15 protein-coding genes are annotated in these 20,350 nt (G+C 64.5%); 10 read left to right on the top strand and 5 right to left on the bottom strand.

The features are described from left to right. The first annotated feature begins 315 nt into the window (after positions 1-315). From ACREXZ_RS28530 to ACREXZ_RS28515, 4 genes are all read left to right on the top strand, one after another. Positions 316-2,637, top strand: a complete 2,322-nt coding sequence (locus ACREXZ_RS28530; protein ID WP_431767488.1) for a carbohydrate-binding protein — start codon at positions 316-318, stop codon at positions 2,635-2,637. Positions 2,638-2,843: 206 nt separating this feature from the next. Beyond that, a complete protein-coding gene (locus tag ACREXZ_RS28525; RefSeq protein ID WP_431767487.1) occupies positions 2,844-3,977 on the top strand; it encodes a saccharopine dehydrogenase family protein in 1,134 nt (377 codons plus the stop codon). Continuing rightward, a complete protein-coding gene (locus tag ACREXZ_RS28520; protein ID WP_431767486.1) occupies positions 3,974-4,537 on the top strand; it encodes a DUF4166 domain-containing protein in 564 nt (187 codons plus the stop codon). Before ACREXZ_RS28525 ends, ACREXZ_RS28520 begins: the two co-directional genes overlap by 4 nt. Further along, positions 4,521-4,907: a thiol-disulfide oxidoreductase DCC family protein gene (locus ACREXZ_RS28515; protein ID WP_431767485.1), complete on the top strand. Its 387-nt coding sequence runs from the start codon at positions 4,521-4,523 to the stop codon at positions 4,905-4,907. Before ACREXZ_RS28520 ends, ACREXZ_RS28515 begins: the two co-directional genes overlap by 17 nt. Before the next feature lie 13 nt (positions 4,908-4,920). On the opposite strand, the gene ACREXZ_RS28510 is transcribed toward ACREXZ_RS28515, so the two are convergent. Together ACREXZ_RS28510 and ACREXZ_RS28505 are read right to left on the bottom strand one after the other, a co-directional pair. Beyond that, a complete protein-coding gene (locus tag ACREXZ_RS28510; RefSeq protein WP_431767484.1) occupies positions 4,921-6,846 on the bottom strand; it encodes an FAD/NAD(P)-binding protein in 1,926 nt (641 codons plus the stop codon). 300 nt (positions 6,847-7,146) lie between these two features. Beyond that, positions 7,147-8,076 carry an alpha/beta fold hydrolase gene (locus ACREXZ_RS28505; protein WP_431767483.1) on the bottom strand — a complete coding sequence of 310 codons (930 nt, stop codon included), beginning with the start codon at positions 8,074-8,076 and terminating at the stop codon, positions 7,147-7,149. Between the two features lie 99 nt (positions 8,077-8,175). Here ACREXZ_RS28505 and ACREXZ_RS28500 point away from each other — a divergent pair, with 99 nt between their 5' ends. From ACREXZ_RS28500 to ACREXZ_RS28490, 3 genes are all read left to right on the top strand, one after another. Further along, entirely contained in the window at positions 8,176-8,562 is a 387-nt protein-coding gene (locus tag ACREXZ_RS28500) for a MerR family transcriptional regulator (RefSeq protein ID WP_431767482.1), read from the top strand. Positions 8,563-8,731: 169 nt separating this feature from the next. Further along, the gene (locus tag ACREXZ_RS28495; protein WP_431767481.1) at positions 8,732-9,715 is read left to right on the top strand and encodes a LysR family transcriptional regulator; all 984 of its coding nucleotides are present in this window, start codon (positions 8,732-8,734) and stop codon (positions 9,713-9,715) included. Positions 9,716-9,792: 77 nt separating this feature from the next. Beyond that, positions 9,793-10,938: a porin gene (locus ACREXZ_RS28490; RefSeq protein WP_431767480.1), complete on the top strand. Its 1,146-nt coding sequence runs from the start codon at positions 9,793-9,795 to the stop codon at positions 10,936-10,938. Positions 10,939-11,103: 165 nt separating this feature from the next. On the opposite strand, the gene ACREXZ_RS28485 is transcribed toward ACREXZ_RS28490, so the two are convergent. Then, positions 11,104-11,388 carry a DUF4148 domain-containing protein gene (locus ACREXZ_RS28485; RefSeq protein WP_431767479.1) on the bottom strand — a complete coding sequence of 95 codons (285 nt, stop codon included), beginning with the start codon at positions 11,386-11,388 and terminating at the stop codon, positions 11,104-11,106. Between the two features lie 300 nt (positions 11,389-11,688). Between ACREXZ_RS28485 and ACREXZ_RS28480 the strand changes: the two genes are divergently transcribed. The 3 genes from ACREXZ_RS28480 to ACREXZ_RS28470 all read left to right on the top strand — a co-directional run bounded on the left by ACREXZ_RS28480 (position 11,689) and on the right by ACREXZ_RS28470 (position 17,862). Then, positions 11,689-14,928 carry an efflux RND transporter permease subunit gene (locus ACREXZ_RS28480; RefSeq protein ID WP_431767478.1) on the top strand — a complete coding sequence of 1,080 codons (3,240 nt, stop codon included), beginning with the start codon at positions 11,689-11,691 and terminating at the stop codon, positions 14,926-14,928. Between the two features lie 31 nt (positions 14,929-14,959). Continuing rightward, positions 14,960-16,144 (top strand): efflux RND transporter periplasmic adaptor subunit, encoded by a 1,185-nt coding sequence (locus tag ACREXZ_RS28475; protein WP_431767477.1) that lies wholly within the window; start codon positions 14,960-14,962, stop codon positions 16,142-16,144. 101 nt (positions 16,145-16,245) lie between these two features. Continuing rightward, on the top strand, positions 16,246-17,862 hold the full coding sequence (locus ACREXZ_RS28470) for an efflux transporter outer membrane subunit (protein WP_431767504.1): 1,617 nt from the start codon (positions 16,246-16,248) through the stop codon (positions 17,860-17,862). Here the strand turns inward: ACREXZ_RS28470 and ACREXZ_RS28465 are convergent. Together ACREXZ_RS28465 and ACREXZ_RS28460 are read right to left on the bottom strand one after the other, a co-directional pair. Next, a complete protein-coding gene (locus tag ACREXZ_RS28465) occupies positions 17,837-19,297 on the bottom strand; it encodes a heavy metal sensor histidine kinase (RefSeq protein WP_431767476.1) in 1,461 nt (486 codons plus the stop codon). The two genes, ACREXZ_RS28470 and ACREXZ_RS28465, sit on opposite strands and share 26 nt — an antisense overlap. After that, positions 19,297-19,974: a heavy metal response regulator transcription factor gene (locus tag ACREXZ_RS28460; RefSeq protein WP_431767475.1), complete on the bottom strand. Its 678-nt coding sequence runs from the start codon at positions 19,972-19,974 to the stop codon at positions 19,297-19,299. Before ACREXZ_RS28460 ends, ACREXZ_RS28465 begins: the two co-directional genes overlap by 1 nt. Between the last annotated feature and the right edge of the window lie 376 nt (positions 19,975-20,350).

The following is a 20,350-nucleotide window of genomic DNA, read 5'->3' as shown; positions in this document are numbered from 1 at the left end:
ACTAGCTGAGCACACAACGCGGGGACTATCGCGGCATCAAATCACGAATGAACGCCATGCGCCGGCATTCAAATACTTCAGAAACATCATCGTTCCGATCTGCAGGATCGAACCGATGCCCGGCATTTACCAGGACCCATCCGATCTCACCAACCCGCTGCGCATGCCATCTGGATGCCTGCGCTCTCAGTTCGAGCCATCGCGCAAACGTTTGGCTCGGCACTTCGCTATTTGCAACAACGCTTCCGGGATGACTGGTCGCCATCGCGGTAATTCGTCGTTAATTCAAATGAATAACATCTAAAAGGTCAATATATGGAAACGAGGAAACTGGAGAAGATTTTGAAGCCGACGCTATTCGCTGCGTCGGTCCTGTTGTTGATCGGTGCGTCGTACAGGAATGCCAATGCTTATCCCGCATGGGCACCGGACACCTACTACGCTGCGGGAACAATCGTCACGTATAACGGCCAGAATTATCGGGCAATCGTCAATCAGCAGGACTATTCCAGCTCTGGCTGGAATCCGACTACGGCGAGTCTGTGGGCGCCTGTTGGAGCAGCGTCGGGCGGGGGCGCGTCCGCCCCGGCACCGACGCCGACTCCAACGCCGACGGGTTCCGCCGGTAGTTGCCCCGCAGGCTGGAATAGCAGCGTGGCTTACACCGCCGGCAACATCGTTTCGTACAACGGTGTCGAATACCGCGCGAACTGGTGGACCCAGGGGCAAAATCCGGCATCGAATAGCGGAGTCTCCGGGAGCGGTCAGCCATGGACCGTTGCAGGCAGCTGTGTCGTGTCCACACCGACGCCAACGCCAACGCCGACTCCCACACCCACCCCGACGCCTACACCGACGCCAACCCCTACACCGACGCCCACACCAACTCCCGCGCCGACCCCAACTCCCACGCCGACCCCGACCCCGACCAGCTGGACCGGCGGCTCCGTTCCCGGTTGGCCGTCATTCATCGCGATGGGCGCCATTGGCGGCCCCAACATCACGCCGCCGACTGCCACATCGACCGGAGGCAACGACGACTTTGGCGGCAAGCCCGTCGACGTGGTCTTCAAGTATGCGGGCGTGAACGGGAACGGCGATCCTGGCGTGATCGATCCGCCGACCAACGCCTATCGGATGACCAACGATTTCAATGCGCTCGCTCCGATCAATCAGCATCCGACGCGAGTCGCCATTGTCGAATACACCGCGCAGATGAGTGGCGGCGCAAACTTCGACGACTTCACCAACGGCGCCGCGGGCCTCAGTTCAGGCAATCCGGCGGCGACATATCTGATGGGACGCCACTTCGCCAGTCTCGCGGCCGACGCGATGATGCTGGGCAGTTTCCCCGTGTCTTATCAGGGGCAAAACTACTACGGGTCGCTGCTGATGAATCCGGACCTGCTCGGGGCAATCCAGCAAAACGGCTATGTCGGTAACGTCAATTCGGCGTTGCCTGCCGGCGCGGTCAACAAGGCGATCGCGCAGGCCATGTGCCTGATGACCACCTCGCGGAGCTACACGAACACGTCCAACCCCAACGGCCTGGGTTCGGCGCCTTATCTGGGGAAAACCTATACCGGTACGCCGGTGCAGATACTTCGGAGTCTTCTCGCGGATGGCTACCCGGAATGGAGCCTTGACGGCCAGACCGATCCCTTCTGGAACACGAGCGTCAACAACACGACTTCGGCCGGTGCATATAGTCAGGTGGGAAGCTGGTTTAATGCGTGCGTGACCAACCCGGTCTACAACACGAGCACCTATCCCACGCCGACCTTTCCGGCCGGATTTGCAGGCTGGGTGCAGGCCAACAACTGGCTGATCCGCACGCTTGCCCCGAAGGGGACGGTGACGTTCGGCTGGCAGGACAACATGTGGGCGGTGGGTTCGGGTTTCTGGCTGCATCAAAGTCTGAGCAGCGCGCAGATTGCCACGGCCTATTCGACACCGGTATCGAGCTGGCTGAATACCAATGCCCCCGCTGCGATCGATACGTCGAACGCGGTCGGTCCTGACTTCTTCCTGTTCGATCGCTATGAAATGGACGACAGCGCGTCGCCCGGCGCGGCCACGCTCTACAACGCCCGCTCATGGGACAACTATCTGAGCGCGGTGGGGCAGCTTAGCCAGGCGAATCGCAACATCCCGATCATGTTGTGGCAAATCCCCGGCTCGCACATTCCGAACACGGCGGAAACGAACCCGGAACTGTTCCAGGGGACGGCAGGCTCGTATGTCTTCAGCACGGCCCCCGTCTACTTCTTTGGAGACAGCAATCTCACATCGAATCTCGGCAACATGATCAAGGGCGCAGCGAGCAGTTCGAACACGAATACGTCGGTCGGGAACTACGCGCTGGCGTGCGGAGCGAACGCGTACAACTGTCTGACGGCGAATTCGAGCTACCAGCAATATCTGCTCGAGTACAACAACAAGGCGAACAACTACAACTGGAGCAGCGACAACGGCAAGCGGACCCTTGCGGCTAACAACAACGTGTTTGCGATCCTTTGGGGCGGCGGCAATACCACCAACGTGATCAAGAATTTCAGCAACACGGATGATCACGGCTGGCTAGCGAACAAGTTGATCAGCTACTACGCGAATCCGACGGCGGTGGTCAAGCACTAACAGATGTCGAATAGTGAAGCGGCTGCTCTTTGTTTTGCATGGGCAGCCGCTTCGCGTTCGAGCCTGTTCAACGAGGGGGGATGCTGGGCGATGCTTCCGTCCCGATGTAATACCGAGCCGAAGAGGGTTCGATAACAGGAGTATGCAGTGCCGTCATTCGTAGCGGAGAATACGCACTGACAAACATACCGCTCTGCTGTTCGACCATGAAAAACCACAAGACCACGGTGCTACTGATAGGCGGCTACGGATTCTTCGGGGGAAGGCTGGCGAAATTGCTCAGTCCCGACGCGGAGCTTCGCGTCGTCATCGCCGGGCGCAATCGATCGCAAGCCGACAAGCTCATCGACGCGCTCTCGCTTGCGGGCGCTCGCTGCGAATTCGAATCGGCGCAGATCGACTCCACCTCGGCGACATTGTCTTCGCAGGTTGCGGCAACGGGTGCGACGATCGTCGTCAATCTGAACGGTCCTTTTCAACGGCAGGACTATCGCGTCGCCCATGCGTGCATCGAGGCGGGTGCGCACTACCTCGACCTCGCCGATGCACGCGACTTCGTGCTGGGCATCGGCGCACTCGACGCGCAAGCGAAGGCGGCGGGCCTGCTGGTCACGAGCGGCGCCAGCTCGGTCCCCGCGTTCTCGAGCGCGGTTCTCGACACCCTGGCACCGGCGTTTTCCGAAATGACGGACATCGACATCGGCATCACACCGGGAAATCGCACGGACAGAGGGCCCGCGACAGTCGCGGCGATTCTCAGCTACTGCGGCGAGCCGATCCGCATCTGGAACAATGCGCGCTGGGAGTGTGCCGCGGGCTGGTTCAAGCATGTGCGCCACGCGTACCCGGCACCTGTCGGCTCGCGATGGCTCGCACTGTGCGATGTGCCCGACCTCACGCTTCACGCCGATCGATACCCTGCGGTGCGGTCCGTCGTGTTCCGGGGCGGTCTCGAACTGCCCGTGCTTCATCTCGGTCTGGCGGCGGTGAGTGCGTTGCGGCGGGTTCGTCTGTTGCCGAATCTCACCGCATTCGCGTCTTTTGCGAAATGGGCCAGCGAGGCCGTCATCCGTCTCGGGACCGACGCAGGCGCGATGCATGTCGACGTTGTGGGCAAGGGCCTATCTGGCGAGCCGCTCGGGAAGCGCTGGACGCTCGTCGCGAAAGACGGCGACGGCCCTTACGTTCCGGCGCTCGCCGCAGCCGCACTCGTGCGCAAACTGAAAAATGGCGATCTACATGAAGCGGGGGCAACGCCGTGCGTGGGCTTGCTGACGCTTAAGGACTTCGAGGCGCAATTCGGCGATCTTGCGATCTATACGACCGAGGAGACGCTTTGAACACCGGCGCTCCGATCTATCGGCAGGTACTCGGTAGCGAGTTCGCGAACCTGCCGTTCGAGGTGCGCGCGTTTCATTCGCTGCAGGGTCGCGTTCGCTTGAGCGGTACGGTCACCGTCACGGGAGCGACGACCGCCGTCGGTCGTCTGGTTGCACTGGCGCTGCGATTTCCGGCGGAGTCGCAGCTCGAGACCTTCGCGTTCGAGCTGGATGCGAACCCGCTCGAGGAATCATGGACACGCATCTTTCCTGCGCGAACCATGCGTTCCCGTCTGTCTGCGCGTGGCGGTTTCCTGACCGAAGCGATCGGACCGATTCGTCTTTGGTTTGCGCTGGAGGCGAGTAGCGTGCAGCTTGCGATGCACCTGCGGAAGGTCACGTTTCTGGGTATTCCCGTGCCGCGTTCGTTGGTGCCGCGCATTCACGCGGTGGAACAGGGCGATAATGGGTCGTTCCGCTTCGATGTACTCGCGACGTGGCCCGGTACGCGGCATATGGTGGCCTATCGGGGAACGCTCGACGTCGGTCCCCAGGGGGAAGCACATGATCCTTGTGTTTGATGCCAGATGTCTGTTGTGCAGCAGCTGGGTGCGGTTCCTGTTGAAGCGGGACAGGCGCAAGGTTTTCAGGTTCGCGTCGATGCAATCACCCGCCGGCGAAGCGCTGCTCAAAGCGGCAGGACTTTCCGTCGAGAACCTCGAGACGCTTCTGCTCGTCGACGGCGAGCAATCGTATCGGCATACTGCCGCGATTCTGCGCATTGCCCATCAGCTCGGCGGCGCGTGGCGGTTGCTGTGGCTCGGTTGGCTCGTACCAGCGCCGATCCGCGACGCCGCCTATCGATTCGTGGCCCGGAACCGCTATCGAATTTTCAGGCGCCGCGAGCAGTGCTTCCTGCCCTCCGCCGACGATCAAAGCCGGTTTATCTGAAGCTCGCTCGCTTCTATCTGCGCGGCACCGGATTGACCCCAGCTTCGGTGTACTCGAAGTCCAGTTCGTGATCAGCGTGCGGTTTCCAGCCGGTCATGTCGAGCACGATCGAATCCGCAATCTGTTTCGTCAACGGCTCAAGACCGGGCGCCGCCTGGGAAATGACATGGCCGAGCGGGTCGCGGTCCGGATTCGTCGGGAACATCAGTTCACCCCTCGCCAATGCGGAAGCGAGGAACAGGTTCGGCGTCGGACCATTCCCCAAACGCCGTGGATCGGGAACCGCGCGTCCCGTTTCATCCATTTTCGCGCCGATGCCCGTCGGGTGAGGCTGGATCAAGCCCTGTTCAATGAGGCTCGTCGTCAGCTGATCGTTTTCATTTTCTTTCGGATCGAAAACCGGTACTTGTCGACGTCCAGCGAAATTCGCGATGTAGTCGAACCTCTCCGTCTTGCCGTTCGCGAAACTGACGTCGAAACGCTCGCCGACCTTCTTCACGCCGGTGATCGAGGTTGCTTCGAGTTTGCCCGATTCGCGCAGCCAGCGATTGACCTTGATGTTGGCGTCGGTGTTCGAGGTATGCGACGTCGTGATCCATGCAGAGTAAGGTTCATCGATCTCGCGGAAGAGCCGCTCGACGATTTCGTTCGCGGTCTCTTCGCCATACCTTTCGCGGAAGAGGCCGCCACGCAGACCTTCGTAGCGGTACGCGGCATACTGTGCGAGCAACGCGCGGCACACGAGCTTGCGGTCGAACGGCTGACCGCGAATGATGAGCGGCTCGTCGCTCGACGGTTCGTAGCTGTCGGCAAGCGATTTTGCAGAAAGGAACGTTTCCTTGACCTTGCCGACGTAGCGATCGACGATATCGCCCCGTCCATTAAAGGACGCAGGGTGGACCTGGTCCGGATTCAGTCTGTCGTGAATCCGGTCCAGATTCTCGAGGAGTGGCTCGTAATCGCGGCCAAGGCACTGTTCGAGCGGTGGCATGTCCTGCGGCAGCTCGTGCGTGAGCACATGGCGCGAGATGATGTGGAAGTTGCCGACCTTCAGTCGTAGCAGGCTTTTTGCAACATCGTTCATCGTGAGACCCGTGCCGACCAGGAGCCCTCTGCGGTTCTGCATCTGCGCAGGATTCGCGTGCGCTTCCGAAAGCAGCCGGTCATATACGTCGTCGCCGGAATAAAAGCGCGCGTCGTGCACGATACCCTTCAGTACGTCGGGTACGAAGTCGCGCTCCTGTCCCGTCCCCAGGACCACTCGCCGGGCAGTCAGTTGCTCCGTTTTATCGGAACCGGCTTTCTTCACCGTCAACGTAAATAGCTGTTTCTGCTCGTCGTAGTCGATCCGCGTGACTTCGCCTTCGATACCGCGCACGTTCACCCGCTTGCTTCTGGCGACAATTTTCTCGACGGTGTGAATCACATAGCGGCGAAACGTCTCGCGCGACACGTTCTTGCCGGAATAACTGTTGGGATGGAGGAATCGCTGTGCGCTGTTGAATTTCTCCAGCGAGTGCGGATTGCGGTACTCCGAATCGAGCGTATAGCGGATGTTGTTTTCCGGGTTCGTGTAGGGTTTGGCGAACCGGACTGGCCGCTGGCCGCGCAGACGGCGTTCTTCGATGTCGAGCGTGATCTTGTAGAGCTCTGCGTCGATCGGCGGTCTTTTGCCGCAGTTGAACTCCATCAGATAGTCTTGCAGATTGACCTGATGGTGCTTCGCGTCCCACGACGCATAACCGCGCGGGCCATACGCGCGCCCGACGTCTTCGAGCGACGGCCCTACGATCGCCATGTTGACGTTGCCGTCCGCGCTTTGTTGATTGACGCGCAATGCCTTCGGCGCGACCTTGCGTGTATCCGCGATATGGCCCACCGTGAAGCGACTGACGAAGCCGTTGCCGACGGCGACGACATCGAGCGGTTCGTCGCGCACAGGTTTCTTTCGGCTGACGAGATCGCGAAGTTTTCCGAAGTGCGACGCCGATGAATCAGGGGTGGGTGAGGCCGCCGCCGTTCGTTGTGGTGTCGCCGGTGCGGGCGAGTTCGTCTCGGGAGTCGGCGTACCGACACGACGGTTACCTGTTGCATCGGTACGCATGGAGTTCCCTGGGGTCGAGGTCGGACAGTTTCAGCGTATCGGGAACGTCGCGGCGCGTGTGCGCTTCTGCGAAGGCCAGTAGCGGATTCCGAACCGGGAGCCGCCTCGCCGTCGGTCATACGAGCTTCGCTGCGACTATTCCGCTCGCCCCACCGAAGCCCCATCGACAAACGCAACCAGATCCCGATCGAAGCGCACCGGCTCCTCGATAAACGGTGCATGCCCTGACTCCGCATACAGCGTGCTCCGTATCCGCGGATTCAGCTGCATTGCCCGTCCGATCGCGGGCCTGGCCTGCACGAGCGCGTTGCGCGCACCGTAGATCAGCAGGACCGGCACGCGCGCTTTGCTCAAACCAGCGGCAGCCTCGACCGTCATCGATTGAACGTTACGCTGCATGTCCCACGACGCGATCGCCGCGTTCGCGAGCAGCCGCTCGAACGTAGCCGTATCGGGCTTGCGATGGAAGCACAGGGCGACAAAAGCGCGTTCGCCGTCGAGGTGCGTTTTCAGATCCGCCGAGGTCATGTCGCGATACACGTCCGGATGCGCGACGATCTGCTCCGGCTTCAGTTCAATCACGCCGTCGACATACACGGCGCCGGCAATGCCGTCGTCTCCATATGCCGCGAGGTAGTTCGATATCACGACACCGCCCAGCGACCATCCGACCAGCACCGGCTTGCGCGCATGCGAAGTCTCGATGACCGAGGCGAGATCGTCTGCCCAGCGGCGTCCGTCGCGATACGAATCGGCATCGGTCGGTTTGCCGGAAAGACCGTGGCCGCGCATGTCGTACGTGATGAGCCGATAGCGCTGAAGCCGCGGATTCTTCACCTGCTCGTCCCAGTTTAGATGACTGCCGAGCAGTCCGTGAATGAACACGATCGGCGTGCCTTGCGGATTCCCCGCTTCCTGGACGGCGAGCACGACGCCGTCGGGTGCCGTGACCGTGTAGGTTTTTGTATCCGCGAGCGCAGCGGGCGACGCAGCAAGCAGCGCGCTGAAAGCGACCAGCGGATAGAGGGCACGGAATAGCGCGTGACGAAACAGTCGGAGAGGCATGGACAAGTACTCCTGGTTGTCGGAATGCCCCAGTCTCGACCCTCACGCTGATGTGAGGGTCAAGCGGAAAAATCGCAAATACTGCTATCCTTTTTCTCCATGAAACAGGCCTCCGCACACAACCCGCTGACCATCGGCGCACTCGCACGCGAGACCGGCGCGAGCGTGCGTTCGATCCGCCACTACGACGAACACGGGTTGCTCGCGTCGGTGCGCGCGAGCAACGGCTACCGGGTGTTTCCACGCGCGGCCGTCACGCAGGTCAGGCAGATCCAGCGGATGATCGCGACGGGTTTCAGTCTCGCCGACATCCGTGCGTTTCCCGACTGCATGCGGATGATCGAAGGCGCGAGTGCCTGCAGCGAAACCACCGGGGCTCAGCGCAAGCGGCTCGCTTCGATCGAGCGTCAGATCGCGGACCTCGAACGCCGCCGCGCACGCCTGCTCAAGACGCTGTCCGAAGGCGTCGTTCCGCCGCTGGACTGATCCGCCGCAAACGCATCGACGCACCGCCCGCGGGCCGTCGCCAAAGATAACAACATCGTAATGAACGCGACGGTATCGGGTAAGGACTGTCCGTCTAAGCTGGTTCGTCCCGCGCATGCGGCCGGCCGCTCGCTCGCGCCGGGCGCGCGGAAAGCCTGCGGACCAAGCGATGAACCAACTCATGTCGATTCGCATCTTCGCCCGCGTGGCGGAGTGCCTCAACTTCGCGGAAGCGGCCAGGCAGCTCGGTATCTCGGCGTCGGTGGTGACGCGTAGCGTCGCGACGCTCGAGCAGCATCTGGGTGTGCGGCTGATCAACCGTACCACGCGCCGCGTGTCGCTGACGCTGACTGGCGAGACATACCGGCGCTGCTGCGTCGAACTGATCCGGCAACTCGAACTGATGGACGAATGTGTGTCGGTGGCGACGACGCAGCCGACCGGGCCGCTGAAGATCGCGTCTTCATCCTGCTACGCAGCGACCGATCTGCCCGACGTGCTCGCCGCCTATCGTCGCGACGAACCGCGCGCGAACTTCGAGCTGACCGTGTTCGACAACATGGCCGACGTCGCCGTCCCCGAATTCGACGTGTGTTTCGGCACCGAGCGGCGTCTGCGCGATTCGTCGCTGGTGTGCCGCCCACTCGCGCAGACGCGCGACGTGATCGTCGCGAGCCCGGCGTATCTGTCGCGTTGCGGCACGCCGCGCAAGCCCGAGGAACTGTCGCGCCACGACGTGCTGCTTGCGGCTGACGCGCCGAGCCGCTACTGGGCGTTCCGTGACTCGCACGGCACGCAGCGCGTGATCGTCCAGCCGGTGCTCAGCATGCAGAGCCCGTTCTTGATCAAGCGCGCGGTCGAGGCGGGGCTCGGCGTCGCGCGGCTGTCGCACTCGACGGTTCAGGACGAACTGCGTGACGGCAGGCTGCTGCCGCTTCTGACCGACGTGTCGCTGTGCGACGCCGAGCGGACTGTCTGGGTGCTGTATTCGGGGCAGCCGAATATGTCGGCCGCGGCGCGCAGTTTCGTGGACTTCGTCGTCGCGCGCTATCGCGACGAACCCCCGCGCGCAGAGGCCAACGGGCACGCGCCAGTGGGGGCCGCGCAACACCGGACCGGCAATTCAGAATTGCTGCGGAACGGCATTTTGTAGGTCATACAGTGCGAGCACCGGTTGCCGGCCTTCCGTTCCGGCCGCCCGGGTTTCCCACACTGAGGACGACTACACCGATGAAACGAATCCTGATCGCCGGCACGGCCGCCGGCTGCGCGCTGGTCCCGTTGGCGGCTTCCGCGCAAAGCAGCGTGACGCTCTATGGCCTGATCGACGAAGGGCTGAACTATACGAACAATACCGGCGGCCATTCCGCGGTCCAGATGCAAAGCGGCTTCGCGCAGGGAAGCCGCTGGGGGCTGAAGGGTACCGAGGATCTGGGCGGCGGCCTGAAGGCGGTATTCCAGCTGGAAAACGGCTTCAACGTGAATTCGGGCAGCCTGGGACAGGGCGGCCGGATGTTCGGGCGCCAGGCGTATGTCGGCATCAGTTCCGCGCGGTACGGCACGCTGACGATGGGCCGCCAGTACGACTCGGTCGTCGACTATCTCGCGCCGCTCACGGCCAACGGCAACTGGGCGGGCTTTCTGCTGTCGCACCCATACGACAACGACAACACCGACAACTCATTCCGGCTCAACAACAGCATCAAGTACGCGAGCAACACGTACGGCGGATTCTCGTTCGGCGGCCTGTACGGTTTCAGTAACCAGGCGGGCGGCTTCGCGAACAACCGTTCGTACAGCCTCGGCGCGCAGTATGTCGGCGGCCCGGTGTCGATCGCGGCCGCGTACATGCAGATCAACAACGCGGGCGCAACAGCAGGCGGCTCGCTCGCGACGAACGATACCGACTTCTTCGCGGGCCGCGAGCAGGTATGGGGTGCAGGCATCAACTATACGGTCGGCCCGGCGATTCTCGGCTTCGTCTATAGCCACACGTCGCTGAACGACGCGACGGGCTCGGTGTACGTGGGTAATTTCTCGAACCCGGCGAGCAGTCTCAAGTTCGACAACTTCGAAGTGAACGCGAAGTACCAGTTCCTGAGGAACGCGTTCGTCGGCGCGATGTACACCTACACGCTGGGTCATTTCGACAGCGCGGCCGGCAACACGAAACCGAAATGGCATCAGATCGGCCTGATGGCGGACTACAACCTGTCGCCGCGCACCGATGTGTACGTGCAGGGCATGTATCAGCACGTGGCCGGCGGCAGCGCGGTCGCGGCACCGCTCAATACGGCGTTTATTACCGGCGCCGATGCGCCGTCCACGACGGCCAACCAGTTCATCGCGCGCGTTGCGATGCGCCACGTGTTCTGACGCGGCTTCGACCGGAAAGGCTCGCGGTGTGCCGCGAGCCTGTGTAACGGCGTTGCTTGCCGCGCGCAGTGCGATGCACGGCGTCATGCGATCCGCGTGTCCGGCAGGCGGCGCGCGCCGGGCATGGCCCGTGCGCCGCGCCGTACGACGAGCCGGTGCGCATCGTCAGTCCGATGCGCTGCCCGGCTGCGCAGCCGGCGCGCCGTACGTCTGCATCGTGGTGTCCCCGTTCTGCCCATGCTCGAGCGCATAGACTTCGCGGTTGCGCGCGATCGTCGTGGCTGAAGGCGGGTAGTCGTTCTTGCGGACGGGCAGGAGGCCCTGGGCTTCGGCCTGGACCAGCTGGGCGCGCACTTCGGCGCGGGTGAGGGGCGCCGGGGTCTGGGCGAAAGCTTCGGCACCGAAGGTCAGGCTGAGCGCGGTCAGCGCAAAAGCGGCAAGCAGTTTCATGATGTCTCTCCAATGAGTCGGAAATAAAAGTGGCGTGAACCACACCACATGACCCATTGTCGTCAGCCGGCCTTTCCCCGGGCTGACCCCTCGATTACGGTTCTGTTATCTGCGCACGATCGCCGTGCGCATTGCGCGTGCGCCTCGCCGCGCGACGCAGATAACGGGCTTGTAATGCACGCGACGTAGGCCGGTAAGCCCCCGTTCCGCACAATCCCGTCTCACCAAGTCCGTGCCGCGCACGCTCTCGCCCGCATCGCGCCGCGCCTTCCGATTTCCCCTTTTTCCCAGGAACACGTCATGTGGATTGTCAGGCTCGCCCTGCGGCGCCCGTATACGTTCATCGTGCTCGCCGTGCTGATCCTGATCGTCGGGCCGCTGTCGATCATGCGCACGCCCACCGACATCTTTCCGAACATCGATATCCCGGTGGTCAGCATCGTCTGGTCGTTTAACGGCTTCTCCGCGCAGGACATGGCGAACCGCATCACGTCGAGCTACGAGCGCGCGCTCACGTCCGATGTCGACGACATCGAACACATCGAGTCGCAGTCGCTGAACGGCGTATCGGTCGTCAAGATATTTTTCCATCAGGGCGCGGACATCAATCGCGCGATCGCGGAAGCCGCATCGAACTCGGCATCGATCCTGCGCATCCTGCCGCCGGGCACGCTGCCGCCGAACATCATCACGTACAACGCGTCGACGGTGCCGATCCTGCAGCTCGGTCTGTCGAGTCCGACGCTGTCCGAGCAGCAACTGTACGACCTCGGCAACAGCTTCATCCGCACGCAGCTCGCGACGGTGCAAGGTGCATCGGTGCCGTTGCCGTTCGGCGGCAAGGTGCGCCAGATCATGGTCGATATCGACCCGCGCGCGCTGCAGGCCAAAGGGCTCGCGCCGATCGACGTCGTCAACGCCGTCAATGCGCAGAACCTGATCCTGCCGGGCGGTACCGCAAAGATCGGCACGCGCGAATACAACGTGCAGATGAACGGCAGCACCGATACCGTTGCGGCGCTGAACAACCTGCCGGTGAAGACGGTGGGCGGCAGCGTGATCTACGTGCGGGACGTCGCGCATGTGCGCGACGGCTATGCGCCGCAGACCAACATCGTGCGCAGCGACGGCAAGCGCGGCGCGTTGCTGACCATCGAGAAATCCGGCAGCACGTCGACGCTTACGATCATCCAGCAGGTGAAGGCGATGTTGCCGCACATCGCGGCCGGGTTGCCGAGTGCGCTGCACATCACGCCGCTGTCGGATCAGTCGGTGTTCGTGAAGTCGGCGATTCTCGGCGTGGCGCGCGAAGCGGTGATCGCCGCGTGCCTGACCGCGGTGATGATCCTGCTGTTTCTCGGCAGCTGGCGCGCGACGCTGATCATCGCGGTGTCGATCCCGCTCGCGGTGCTGACGTCGTTGATCGCGCTGTCGGTGCTCGGGCAGACCATCAACATCATGACGCTCGGCGGGCTTGCGCTCGCCGTCGGTATTCTGGTCGACGACGCGACCGTCGCAATCGAGAACATCACGCATCACCTCGAGAACGGCGAGCCGCTGCACGACGCGATCCTGAACGGCTCGGGTGAGATCGCGGTGCCGACATTCGTGTCGACGCTGTCGATCTGCATCGTGTTCGTGCCGATGTTCATGCTGTCCGGCGTCGCGCGCTATCTGTTCGTGCCGCTCGCGGAAGCAGTGGTGTTCGCGATGTGCGCGTCGTATTTCTTCTCGCGCACGCTGGTGCCGACACTCGCGATGTATCTGATGCGCGCGCGCCGCGCGGAGCCCGCGACGGGCACGGGCCCGCTCGCACGCCTCGTGCGTTTCCAGGCCGCGTTCGAGCGACGCTTCGAACATTTGCGTGACGGCTATCGCGGCGTGCTCTCGCGCGCGATCGACCGGCCGGGCCGTTTCATCGCGAGCTTCCTGATCGTCTGCATTGCGTCGGCATCGCTGCTCGCGTTCGCGGGCCGCGACTTCTTTCCCGCAGTCGACACCGGCGAGATCCGGCTGCATCTGCGCGCGCCGACCGGCACGCGGATCGAGGAAACCGCGCGCATCACGGATCAGGTCGAAGCGCGCATCCGCCAGGTGATTCCGCCGCAGCAGCTCACCACGATCCTCGACAACATCGGCGTGCCGGTCAGCGGCATCAACCTGACCTACGATTCGTCGGACCCGATCGGCACCGAAGACGCGGACGTGATGGTCACGCTCACCGCAGGGCACCGGCCGACCGCGCAGTACGTGGCCGCGTTGCGCAACGATCTGACGCGCGCATTCCCGGGCGTGACGTTCGCATTCCTGCCCGCCGACATCGTGAGCCAGATCCTGAATTTCGGCCTGCCCGCGCCGATCGACGTCCAGATCGTCGGCAACAAGCTCGACGCGAACCGCGTCGTCGCGGACCGCCTGCTCGCGAAACTGCGCGGCGTGCGCGGGCTCGTCGATGCGCGCATCCAGCAGCCCGGCGACGAGCCGGCGATCAACGTGAACGTCGACCGCACGCGCGCGATAGAGGCCGGTCTGCAGCAGCGCGACGTGTCGCAGAACCTGCTGATCGCGCTGTCCGGCAGTTCGCAGACGTCGCCGAACTTCTGGATGGATCCGCACAACGGCGTCAGCTATCCGTTGATGACGATGGTGCCGCAATACGACGTCGGCTCGCTGCAGGCGCTCGCGAACGTGCCAGTCGCGGCGACCGCGAGCGGCACGCCGACGAATGCGGGATTGGGTCCGCAGCCGCAGAACCTGCTCGGCGCGCTCGGCACGCTGTCGCGCGGCACGCAGCAAGCGGTGGTGTCGCACTACAACGTCCAGCCCGTACTCGACATCTTCGCGTCGGTGCAGGGCCGCGACCTCGGCGGCGTCGCCGCGGACGTGACGAAGCTCGTCGACCAGGCGCGCACGCAATTGCCGCCGGGCGCGTCGATCGTCGTGCGCGGCCAGGTGCAGGCGATGCACGATTCGTTCTCCGGGCTCGCGGGCGGTCTCGTGTTCGCGATCGCGCTGGTGTACCTGCTGATGGTCGTCAACTTCCAGTCGTGGCTCGATCCGCTGATCATCGTCAGCGGTTTGCCGGGCTCGCTCGCGGGCATCGCTTGGATGCTGTTCGCGACCGATACGCGGCTGAGCGTGCCGGCGCTGACGGGCACGATCCTTTGCATCGGCATCGCGACCGCGAACAGCATTCTGGTGATCAACGCAGCGCGCGAACTGCATGGCGGCGGCGTGCCGCCGCTGCGGGCCGCGCTCGATGCGGGCTTCACCCGCTTCCGCCCGGTCGTGATGACCGCGCTCGCGATGCTGATCGGCATGCTGCCGATGGCGCTCGGCCTCGGCGACGGCGGCGAACAGAACGCGCCGCTCGGCCGCGCGGTGATCGGCGGCCTCGCGTTCGGCACGATCTCGACGCTGCTGTTCGTGCCGGTCGTCTACGGGATCGCGCATGCGGCGCTCGACCGCCGCCGTGCCGCACGCGCCGCACGTGGCGATCGCACCCATGCCGACGCCGACGACGCTGTTTCCGCTCCCTGATTCCCATTCCGACTTCGACGAGAAACTGCTCATGACCGATTCATCTCCTCCGCCGGATTCCGCCGCGAGCGGCAAGCCGCGCCGCAAGACGATGCCGTTCGCCGTCGCGGCGATCGCGCTCGCGTTGCTCGCGGCCGGCATCGTGCCGCGCCTGCATGCGAGTGCCGCACTCACGCAGCAGACTGCCGCGCAAACTGCGCTCAGCGTGTCGGTGATCGCGCCGCAGCCGGCGCCCGCCGTGCAGGATCTGCTGCTGCCCGGCGCGGTGACGCCGTTCGCGGAGGCGTCGATCTACGCGCGCACGAGCGGCTATCTCGCGCACTGGACCGCCGACATCGGCACGCACGTGAAGGCCGGCGAGACGCTTGCCGTGATCGATGCGCCGGACCTCGATGCGCAGTATCGCCAGGCGCGCGCCGACGAGGCGACCGCCCAGGCGAACTTCGACTACGCGAAGGCGACCTCGCAGCGCTGGCAGGACATGCTGAAAACGCAGTCGGTCGCGCAGCAGGACGCGGACACGAAGATGAACGACATGGAGGCGCGCGACGCGATGCTGGCATCCGCGCGTGCGAATGCCGCGCATCTCGGCGAGCTGGTGTCGTATGAAAAGATCGTCGCGCCGTTCGATGGCATCGTCACCGCGCGCAACGTCGACGTCGGCGCGCTCGTGACCGCAGGCGGCACGCCCGGTGCGGCGGGGATGTCCGGCGAGCTGTTCCACGTCGAGCAGACCGGCACGCTGCGTGTGTTCGTCGACGTGCCGCAGGACGACGCGCCGTACGTGACGACGTCGACCGGCGTGTACCTGACGGCGCCGCAGTATCCCGGCCGGCAGATCGTCGGACGGGTCGCGCGCACGACCGGCGCGATCGATCCGGTGAGCCGTACGCTGCGCGTCGAGGTCGACGTGGACAACCCCGACAGCGCGTTGATGCCCGGTGCGTACGTGCAGGTGCATCTGCAGTTGCGCGCGACGTCGGCGGCGCTCGACGTGCCGGTCAGCACGCTGATGTTCCGTCCCGCCGGCACGATGGTCGCGGTCGTCGATGCGAGCGGCCGCACCGCGCTGAAAACCGTGCATATCGGCCGCGACTTCGGCACGCGTGTCGAAATCACGACGGGCCTGGTACCCACCGATCGCGTGATCGACAATCCCGGCGATTCGCTGAACGCGGGCCAGCTGGTCAGCATCGTAGCGGGAGCGCACAGCTGATGACCCACCCAACGCTCTCCGGTTCGCGCGAACCGCATGTACCGCATGTGTTGCACGTATTGCGCACGAAACCGCTCGTGGCGGCCCTGCTGTCGATTGCCATGCTGTCGGCCTGTTCGACGCTGCCGCCTTACCGTGTGCCATCGGTCGACGTGCCGGCGCATTACGCGGGCGCGCCGCTCGCAGCCGCGGCCGGCTGGGTGCCATCGACGCCGGCGGACGGTATGCCGCGCGGCGCGTGGTGGACGGTCTTCGGCGACCCGGACCTGAACCGCCTCGAAGCGCGCGTCGACATTTCGAATCAGACCGTCGGCAATGCAGTCGCGCAGTTGCAGCAGGCGCGTTCGATGGTGGACTATCAGCGCGCGGGTTTTTTCCCGACCGTCACCGCGGGTCTCGCGGCGGACCGCTTCCGCACGTCGCAGAACGTGGAGGGCCACTCGCTCGCGGGCCAGACCGTGCCCGACTACTCGGTGGGGCTGACCGCGAGCTGGGAGCCGGATCTGTTCGGTCGCGTGCGCGATGCGACCGAAGCCGCGCGCGCGAATGCGCAGGCGAGCGCCGCCGATCTCGAAGCGGTGCGCCTGTCGGTCAGCGCGGACCTCGCACTCGACTACTTCGCGCTGCGTTCGCTCGACACGCAAAAGCAGCTGCTCGACCGCACCGTCACCGCGGATGCAGCGGCGCTGAAACTGTTGCAGCAACAGCTGCGCGACGGCGCGATCGACGCATCGGCCGTCGCTCAGGCCACCACGCAACTCGAATCCACGCGCACCCAGGACAGTGACATCGACGTATCGCGCGACCAGTTGCAGCACGCGATCGCGACGCTCGTCGGCGAACCGGCGTCGACGTTTTCGCTGCCGCCGCTCGCTGCGTCGTCGGCGCCTTCGGCGCTGCCCGCAATTCCCACGATTCCCGCAATTCCCACGATTCCCACGATTCCCACGATTCCCACGATTCCCACGATTCCCACGATTCCCACGATTCCCACGATTCCCACAATTCCCACGATTCCCGCGGGCCTGCCTTCGCAACTGCTCGAACGGCGACCCGACGTCGCCGCGGCCGAACGGCGCGTGGCCGCGGCCAACGCGCAGATCGGCGAGGCGCATGCCGCGTTTTTTCCGGACCTGCTGCTATCGGCGAGCGCCGGACTGGAGAGCACGTTCTTCGGCCCGTGGCTCACGGCGCCGAGTCTGTTCTGGTCGCTCGGGCCGCAACTGGCCGGCACGCTGTTCGATGGCGGCCGGCGCGAAGCGACGCTGCACGGCGCGACCGCGCAATACGACGGGGCCGTGGCGGACTACCGGCAGTCGGTGCTGGTCGCGTTCCAGCAGGTGGAGGACAACCTGTCCGCGCTGCACACGCTCGCGGACGAAGCGGTCAGTCAGCATCGCGCGACCGCCGCGGCGGATCTTTCGCTGCGCCTCACGACGAACCGCTACCAGGCGGGTGCCGTCAGCTACCTCGACGTCGTTACCGCACAGACCATCGCGCTCACGAACGAGCGCAATGACGAGCAGATCGACGCGCGTCGCTTCGCCGCGAGCGTGGCGTTGCTGAAGGCGCTGGGCGGTCCATGGGACGCGCCCGGCGAGCAAAAGGTCACGCCCGGCGAGCAAAAGGTCATGCCCGGCGAGCAAAAGGTTGCTCCCGGCGACCAGAAGGTCACACCCGTCGCTCAGACGGTCAGCCGCGCGGGAAAGTCAGGATGAAGCGGGTGCCGGACGCGTCGCTCATGGCGCGTACCGAGCCGTTGTGCAGTTCCATGATGGTCCGCACGATCGCGAGGCCGAGGCCGGTCGAACCGGTCGCTTCGCTCGCAGCACCCGATGGGCGCAGCGAGCTGCGCGACGGATCGACGCGATAGAAGCGGTCGAAGATCCGTTCGATGTGTTCGGGTGCGATCGGCTCGCCATCGTTCGCGACGACGATCTGCACATCCTGCTCGTCCGCGTGCGCATCGAGCGTGATGCGGCCGCGCGGCGGCGTATAGCGGATCGCGTTCGCGAGCAGGTTGCTGACCGCGCGGCGGAACAGTTCGAGGTCGGCGGTCAGCGTCGCGTGGCCGGTGACGCCGACCGTCACGTTCGCTTCGTCGGCGACGCCCTCGAAGTATTCGGCGACGCGCGTGAGTTCCTGCGCCGCGTCGAAGCTGCGCATGTGCTTGACGAACTGCGGATGCTCGGCGCGCGCGAGAAACAGCACGCTCTCGATCATCCGTGACAGCCGGTCGCATTCCTCGAGGTTCGACGCGAGCAGCGCTTCGTATTCCTCGCGGGAGCGCGGCCGCGCGAGCGCGACTTCGGTCGCGCCGCGCAGGTTGCCGAGCGGCGTGCGCATATCGTGCGCGAGGTCCGCAGTGAAGCGCGACTGACGCTGGAAACCGTAGTCCATGCGCTCCAGCATCGCGTTGAGCGACGCGACCAGCGTTTCGAGTTCGCGCGGCACGCGTTCGACCGAGATGCGTGTGTGCAGGCGGTCGACGGTGACGCTGCCCGCACTCGTCGCGATGTCGCGCACTGGCCGCAGCGCCGCGCGGATCAGCAGATAGCCGAGCAGGAGCGCGAGCGCGACGCCGGCGGCACCCGCCGTATGCAGCTGGTCGCGATAGCGGTCGAGCAGCTCCCAGCGGTCGGTCATGTTGCGCGCGATCAGCAGGTTCGCGACGTCGCCGTTGTGCAGCTTCGCTTCGGCCACGATGCCGCGGATCGGCGCACCGGCGCGGTCGCGCCAATCGGCGATCGACGCGTCGGTGATGCGGGCGGCGGACGGCACCGGCACGACGTGCGGCAGCGGCTCGCCGAGCGCCGCCGATGCGTCCGAAGCGGTCGAATCAGCCGGCGCGTTCGCGAGATTGTGCGAGATCAGCACGTTGCCCTGCTGGTCGACGACCTCCATCGACATCGCCTCGTTGCCGAGCACCGTGCTCATCAGTCGGTCGCCGTGCTCGCGCACGCCGCGCAATGTGTCGAGTTCTTCCGCGAGCCGCCGCGCGTGGCGCGCGGCGAGCACGATGTCGAGGTCGTCCTGGGCCTTGATCTGATGATCCAGCGCGACATACACGAAGCTGCCGACCAGCGCGAATACCGCGAGCGTGGTACCGCCGAACGCGAGTGAGAGCGTCGCTGTCAGCGAACGGCGGTGCATCAGGCGGCGTCCTTCACGTCGAGCACGTAGCCCACGCCGCGCACGGTGTGAATCAGCTTGACCGGGAAGTCGTCGTCGATCTTCGTGCGCAGCCGGCGGATTGCGACTTCGACCACGTTGGTGTCGCTGTCGAAGTTCATGTCCCACACGTACGAGGCGATCTGCGTGCGGCTCAACACTTCACCGTGGCGGCGCGCGAGCAGTTGCAGCAGCGAGAATTCGCGCGGCGTGAGATCGATGCGCGTGGTGCCGCGCTTCACGCGCCGCCGGTTGACGTCGATTTCGAGGTCGCCGACCTTGATCAGTTCGCTCTCGCGCAACGGCCCGCGACGCGCGAGCGTGCGCACCCGCGCAAGCAGCTCGACGAACGCGAAAGGTTTGACGAGGTAGTCGTCCGCGCCGAGTTCGAGGCCGCGTACGCGATCGCTGACGTCGTCGCGTGCCGTGAGGAAGAGCACCGGCGTCGTGCGGGTGGTGCGCAGCGTCTTGACGACGCCCCAGCCGTCCATGCCGGGCAACATCACGTCGAGCACGATCACGTCGTACTCCTCCTCCTGCGCGAGGATCAGCCCCTGGGGGCCGTCGTTCGCGACATCGACCGCGTAGCCGGACTCCTCGAGACCTTTCTTGAGGTACGCACCGGTCTTCACTTCATCCTCGACGATCAGGATTCGCATCGTTAGGCTCCACGCCAGACTCATTGTGGAATCATACCGGCGCACGATCCGGCACGTGATTACAATCCGGTAATCTGGCGGTAATGGTCGTGACGTGTTGTTCGCGGCCGGGTTATCCTTGTCCGGGTTATCCTCGAGAAGTCAAGATTCCTTTCAGCTTCCCTCCGTACCATTCGCGTCATTGCCCGCAGCCCGCGCATCAGCCGTTCAGGTGCCACGCGGATCGCGCAGGACACGCATGCGGAGATGTGCAGGAGCATTCATGAAAACGCTGTTTTTGCAGGCCCCGTCGTACGACGGATTCGATGGCGGCGCGGGTTCGCGCTATCAGGCCAAACGCGAGGTCCGCTCGTTCTGGTATCCGACGTGGCTCGCA

Origin of the sequence: Paraburkholderia sp. (assembly GCF_050742655.1) — a bacterium.
GTDB lineage: Bacteria > Pseudomonadota > Gammaproteobacteria > Burkholderiales > Burkholderiaceae > Paraburkholderia.
Note: the sequence above shows the minus strand (reverse complement) of the source record. Positions and strands in the feature narration are given on the sequence as shown.

Excerpts from the sequence above, each read along its gene's own strand:
- ACREXZ_RS28515 (WP_431767485.1), top strand. The coding sequence starts at position 4,521 with ATGATCCTTGTGTTTGATGCCAGATGTCTGTTGTGCAGCAGCTGGGTG.
- ACREXZ_RS28460 (WP_431767475.1), bottom strand. The coding sequence starts at position 19,974 with ATGCGAATCCTGATCGTCGAGGATGAAGTGAAGACCGGTGCGTACCTC.
- ACREXZ_RS28525 (WP_431767487.1), top strand. The coding sequence starts at position 2,844 with ATGAAAAACCACAAGACCACGGTGCTACTGATAGGCGGCTACGGATTC.
- ACREXZ_RS28530 (WP_431767488.1), top strand. The coding sequence starts at position 316 with ATGGAAACGAGGAAACTGGAGAAGATTTTGAAGCCGACGCTATTCGCT.
- ACREXZ_RS28495 (WP_431767481.1), top strand. The coding sequence starts at position 8,732 with ATGAACCAACTCATGTCGATTCGCATCTTCGCCCGCGTGGCGGAGTGC.
- ACREXZ_RS28500 (WP_431767482.1), top strand. The coding sequence starts at position 8,176 with ATGAAACAGGCCTCCGCACACAACCCGCTGACCATCGGCGCACTCGCA.
- ACREXZ_RS28485 (WP_431767479.1), bottom strand. The coding sequence starts at position 11,388 with ATGAAACTGCTTGCCGCTTTTGCGCTGACCGCGCTCAGCCTGACCTTC.
- ACREXZ_RS28470 (WP_431767504.1), top strand. The coding sequence starts at position 16,246 with ATGCTGTCGGCCTGTTCGACGCTGCCGCCTTACCGTGTGCCATCGGTC.
- ACREXZ_RS28480 (WP_431767478.1), top strand. The coding sequence starts at position 11,689 with ATGTGGATTGTCAGGCTCGCCCTGCGGCGCCCGTATACGTTCATCGTG.
- ACREXZ_RS28505 (WP_431767483.1), bottom strand. The coding sequence starts at position 8,076 with ATGCCTCTCCGACTGTTTCGTCACGCGCTATTCCGTGCCCTCTATCCG.
- ACREXZ_RS28475 (WP_431767477.1), top strand. The coding sequence starts at position 14,960 with ATGACCGATTCATCTCCTCCGCCGGATTCCGCCGCGAGCGGCAAGCCG.
- ACREXZ_RS28490 (WP_431767480.1), top strand. The coding sequence starts at position 9,793 with ATGAAACGAATCCTGATCGCCGGCACGGCCGCCGGCTGCGCGCTGGTC.
- ACREXZ_RS28465 (WP_431767476.1), bottom strand. The coding sequence starts at position 19,297 with ATGCACCGCCGTTCGCTGACAGCGACGCTCTCACTCGCGTTCGGCGGT.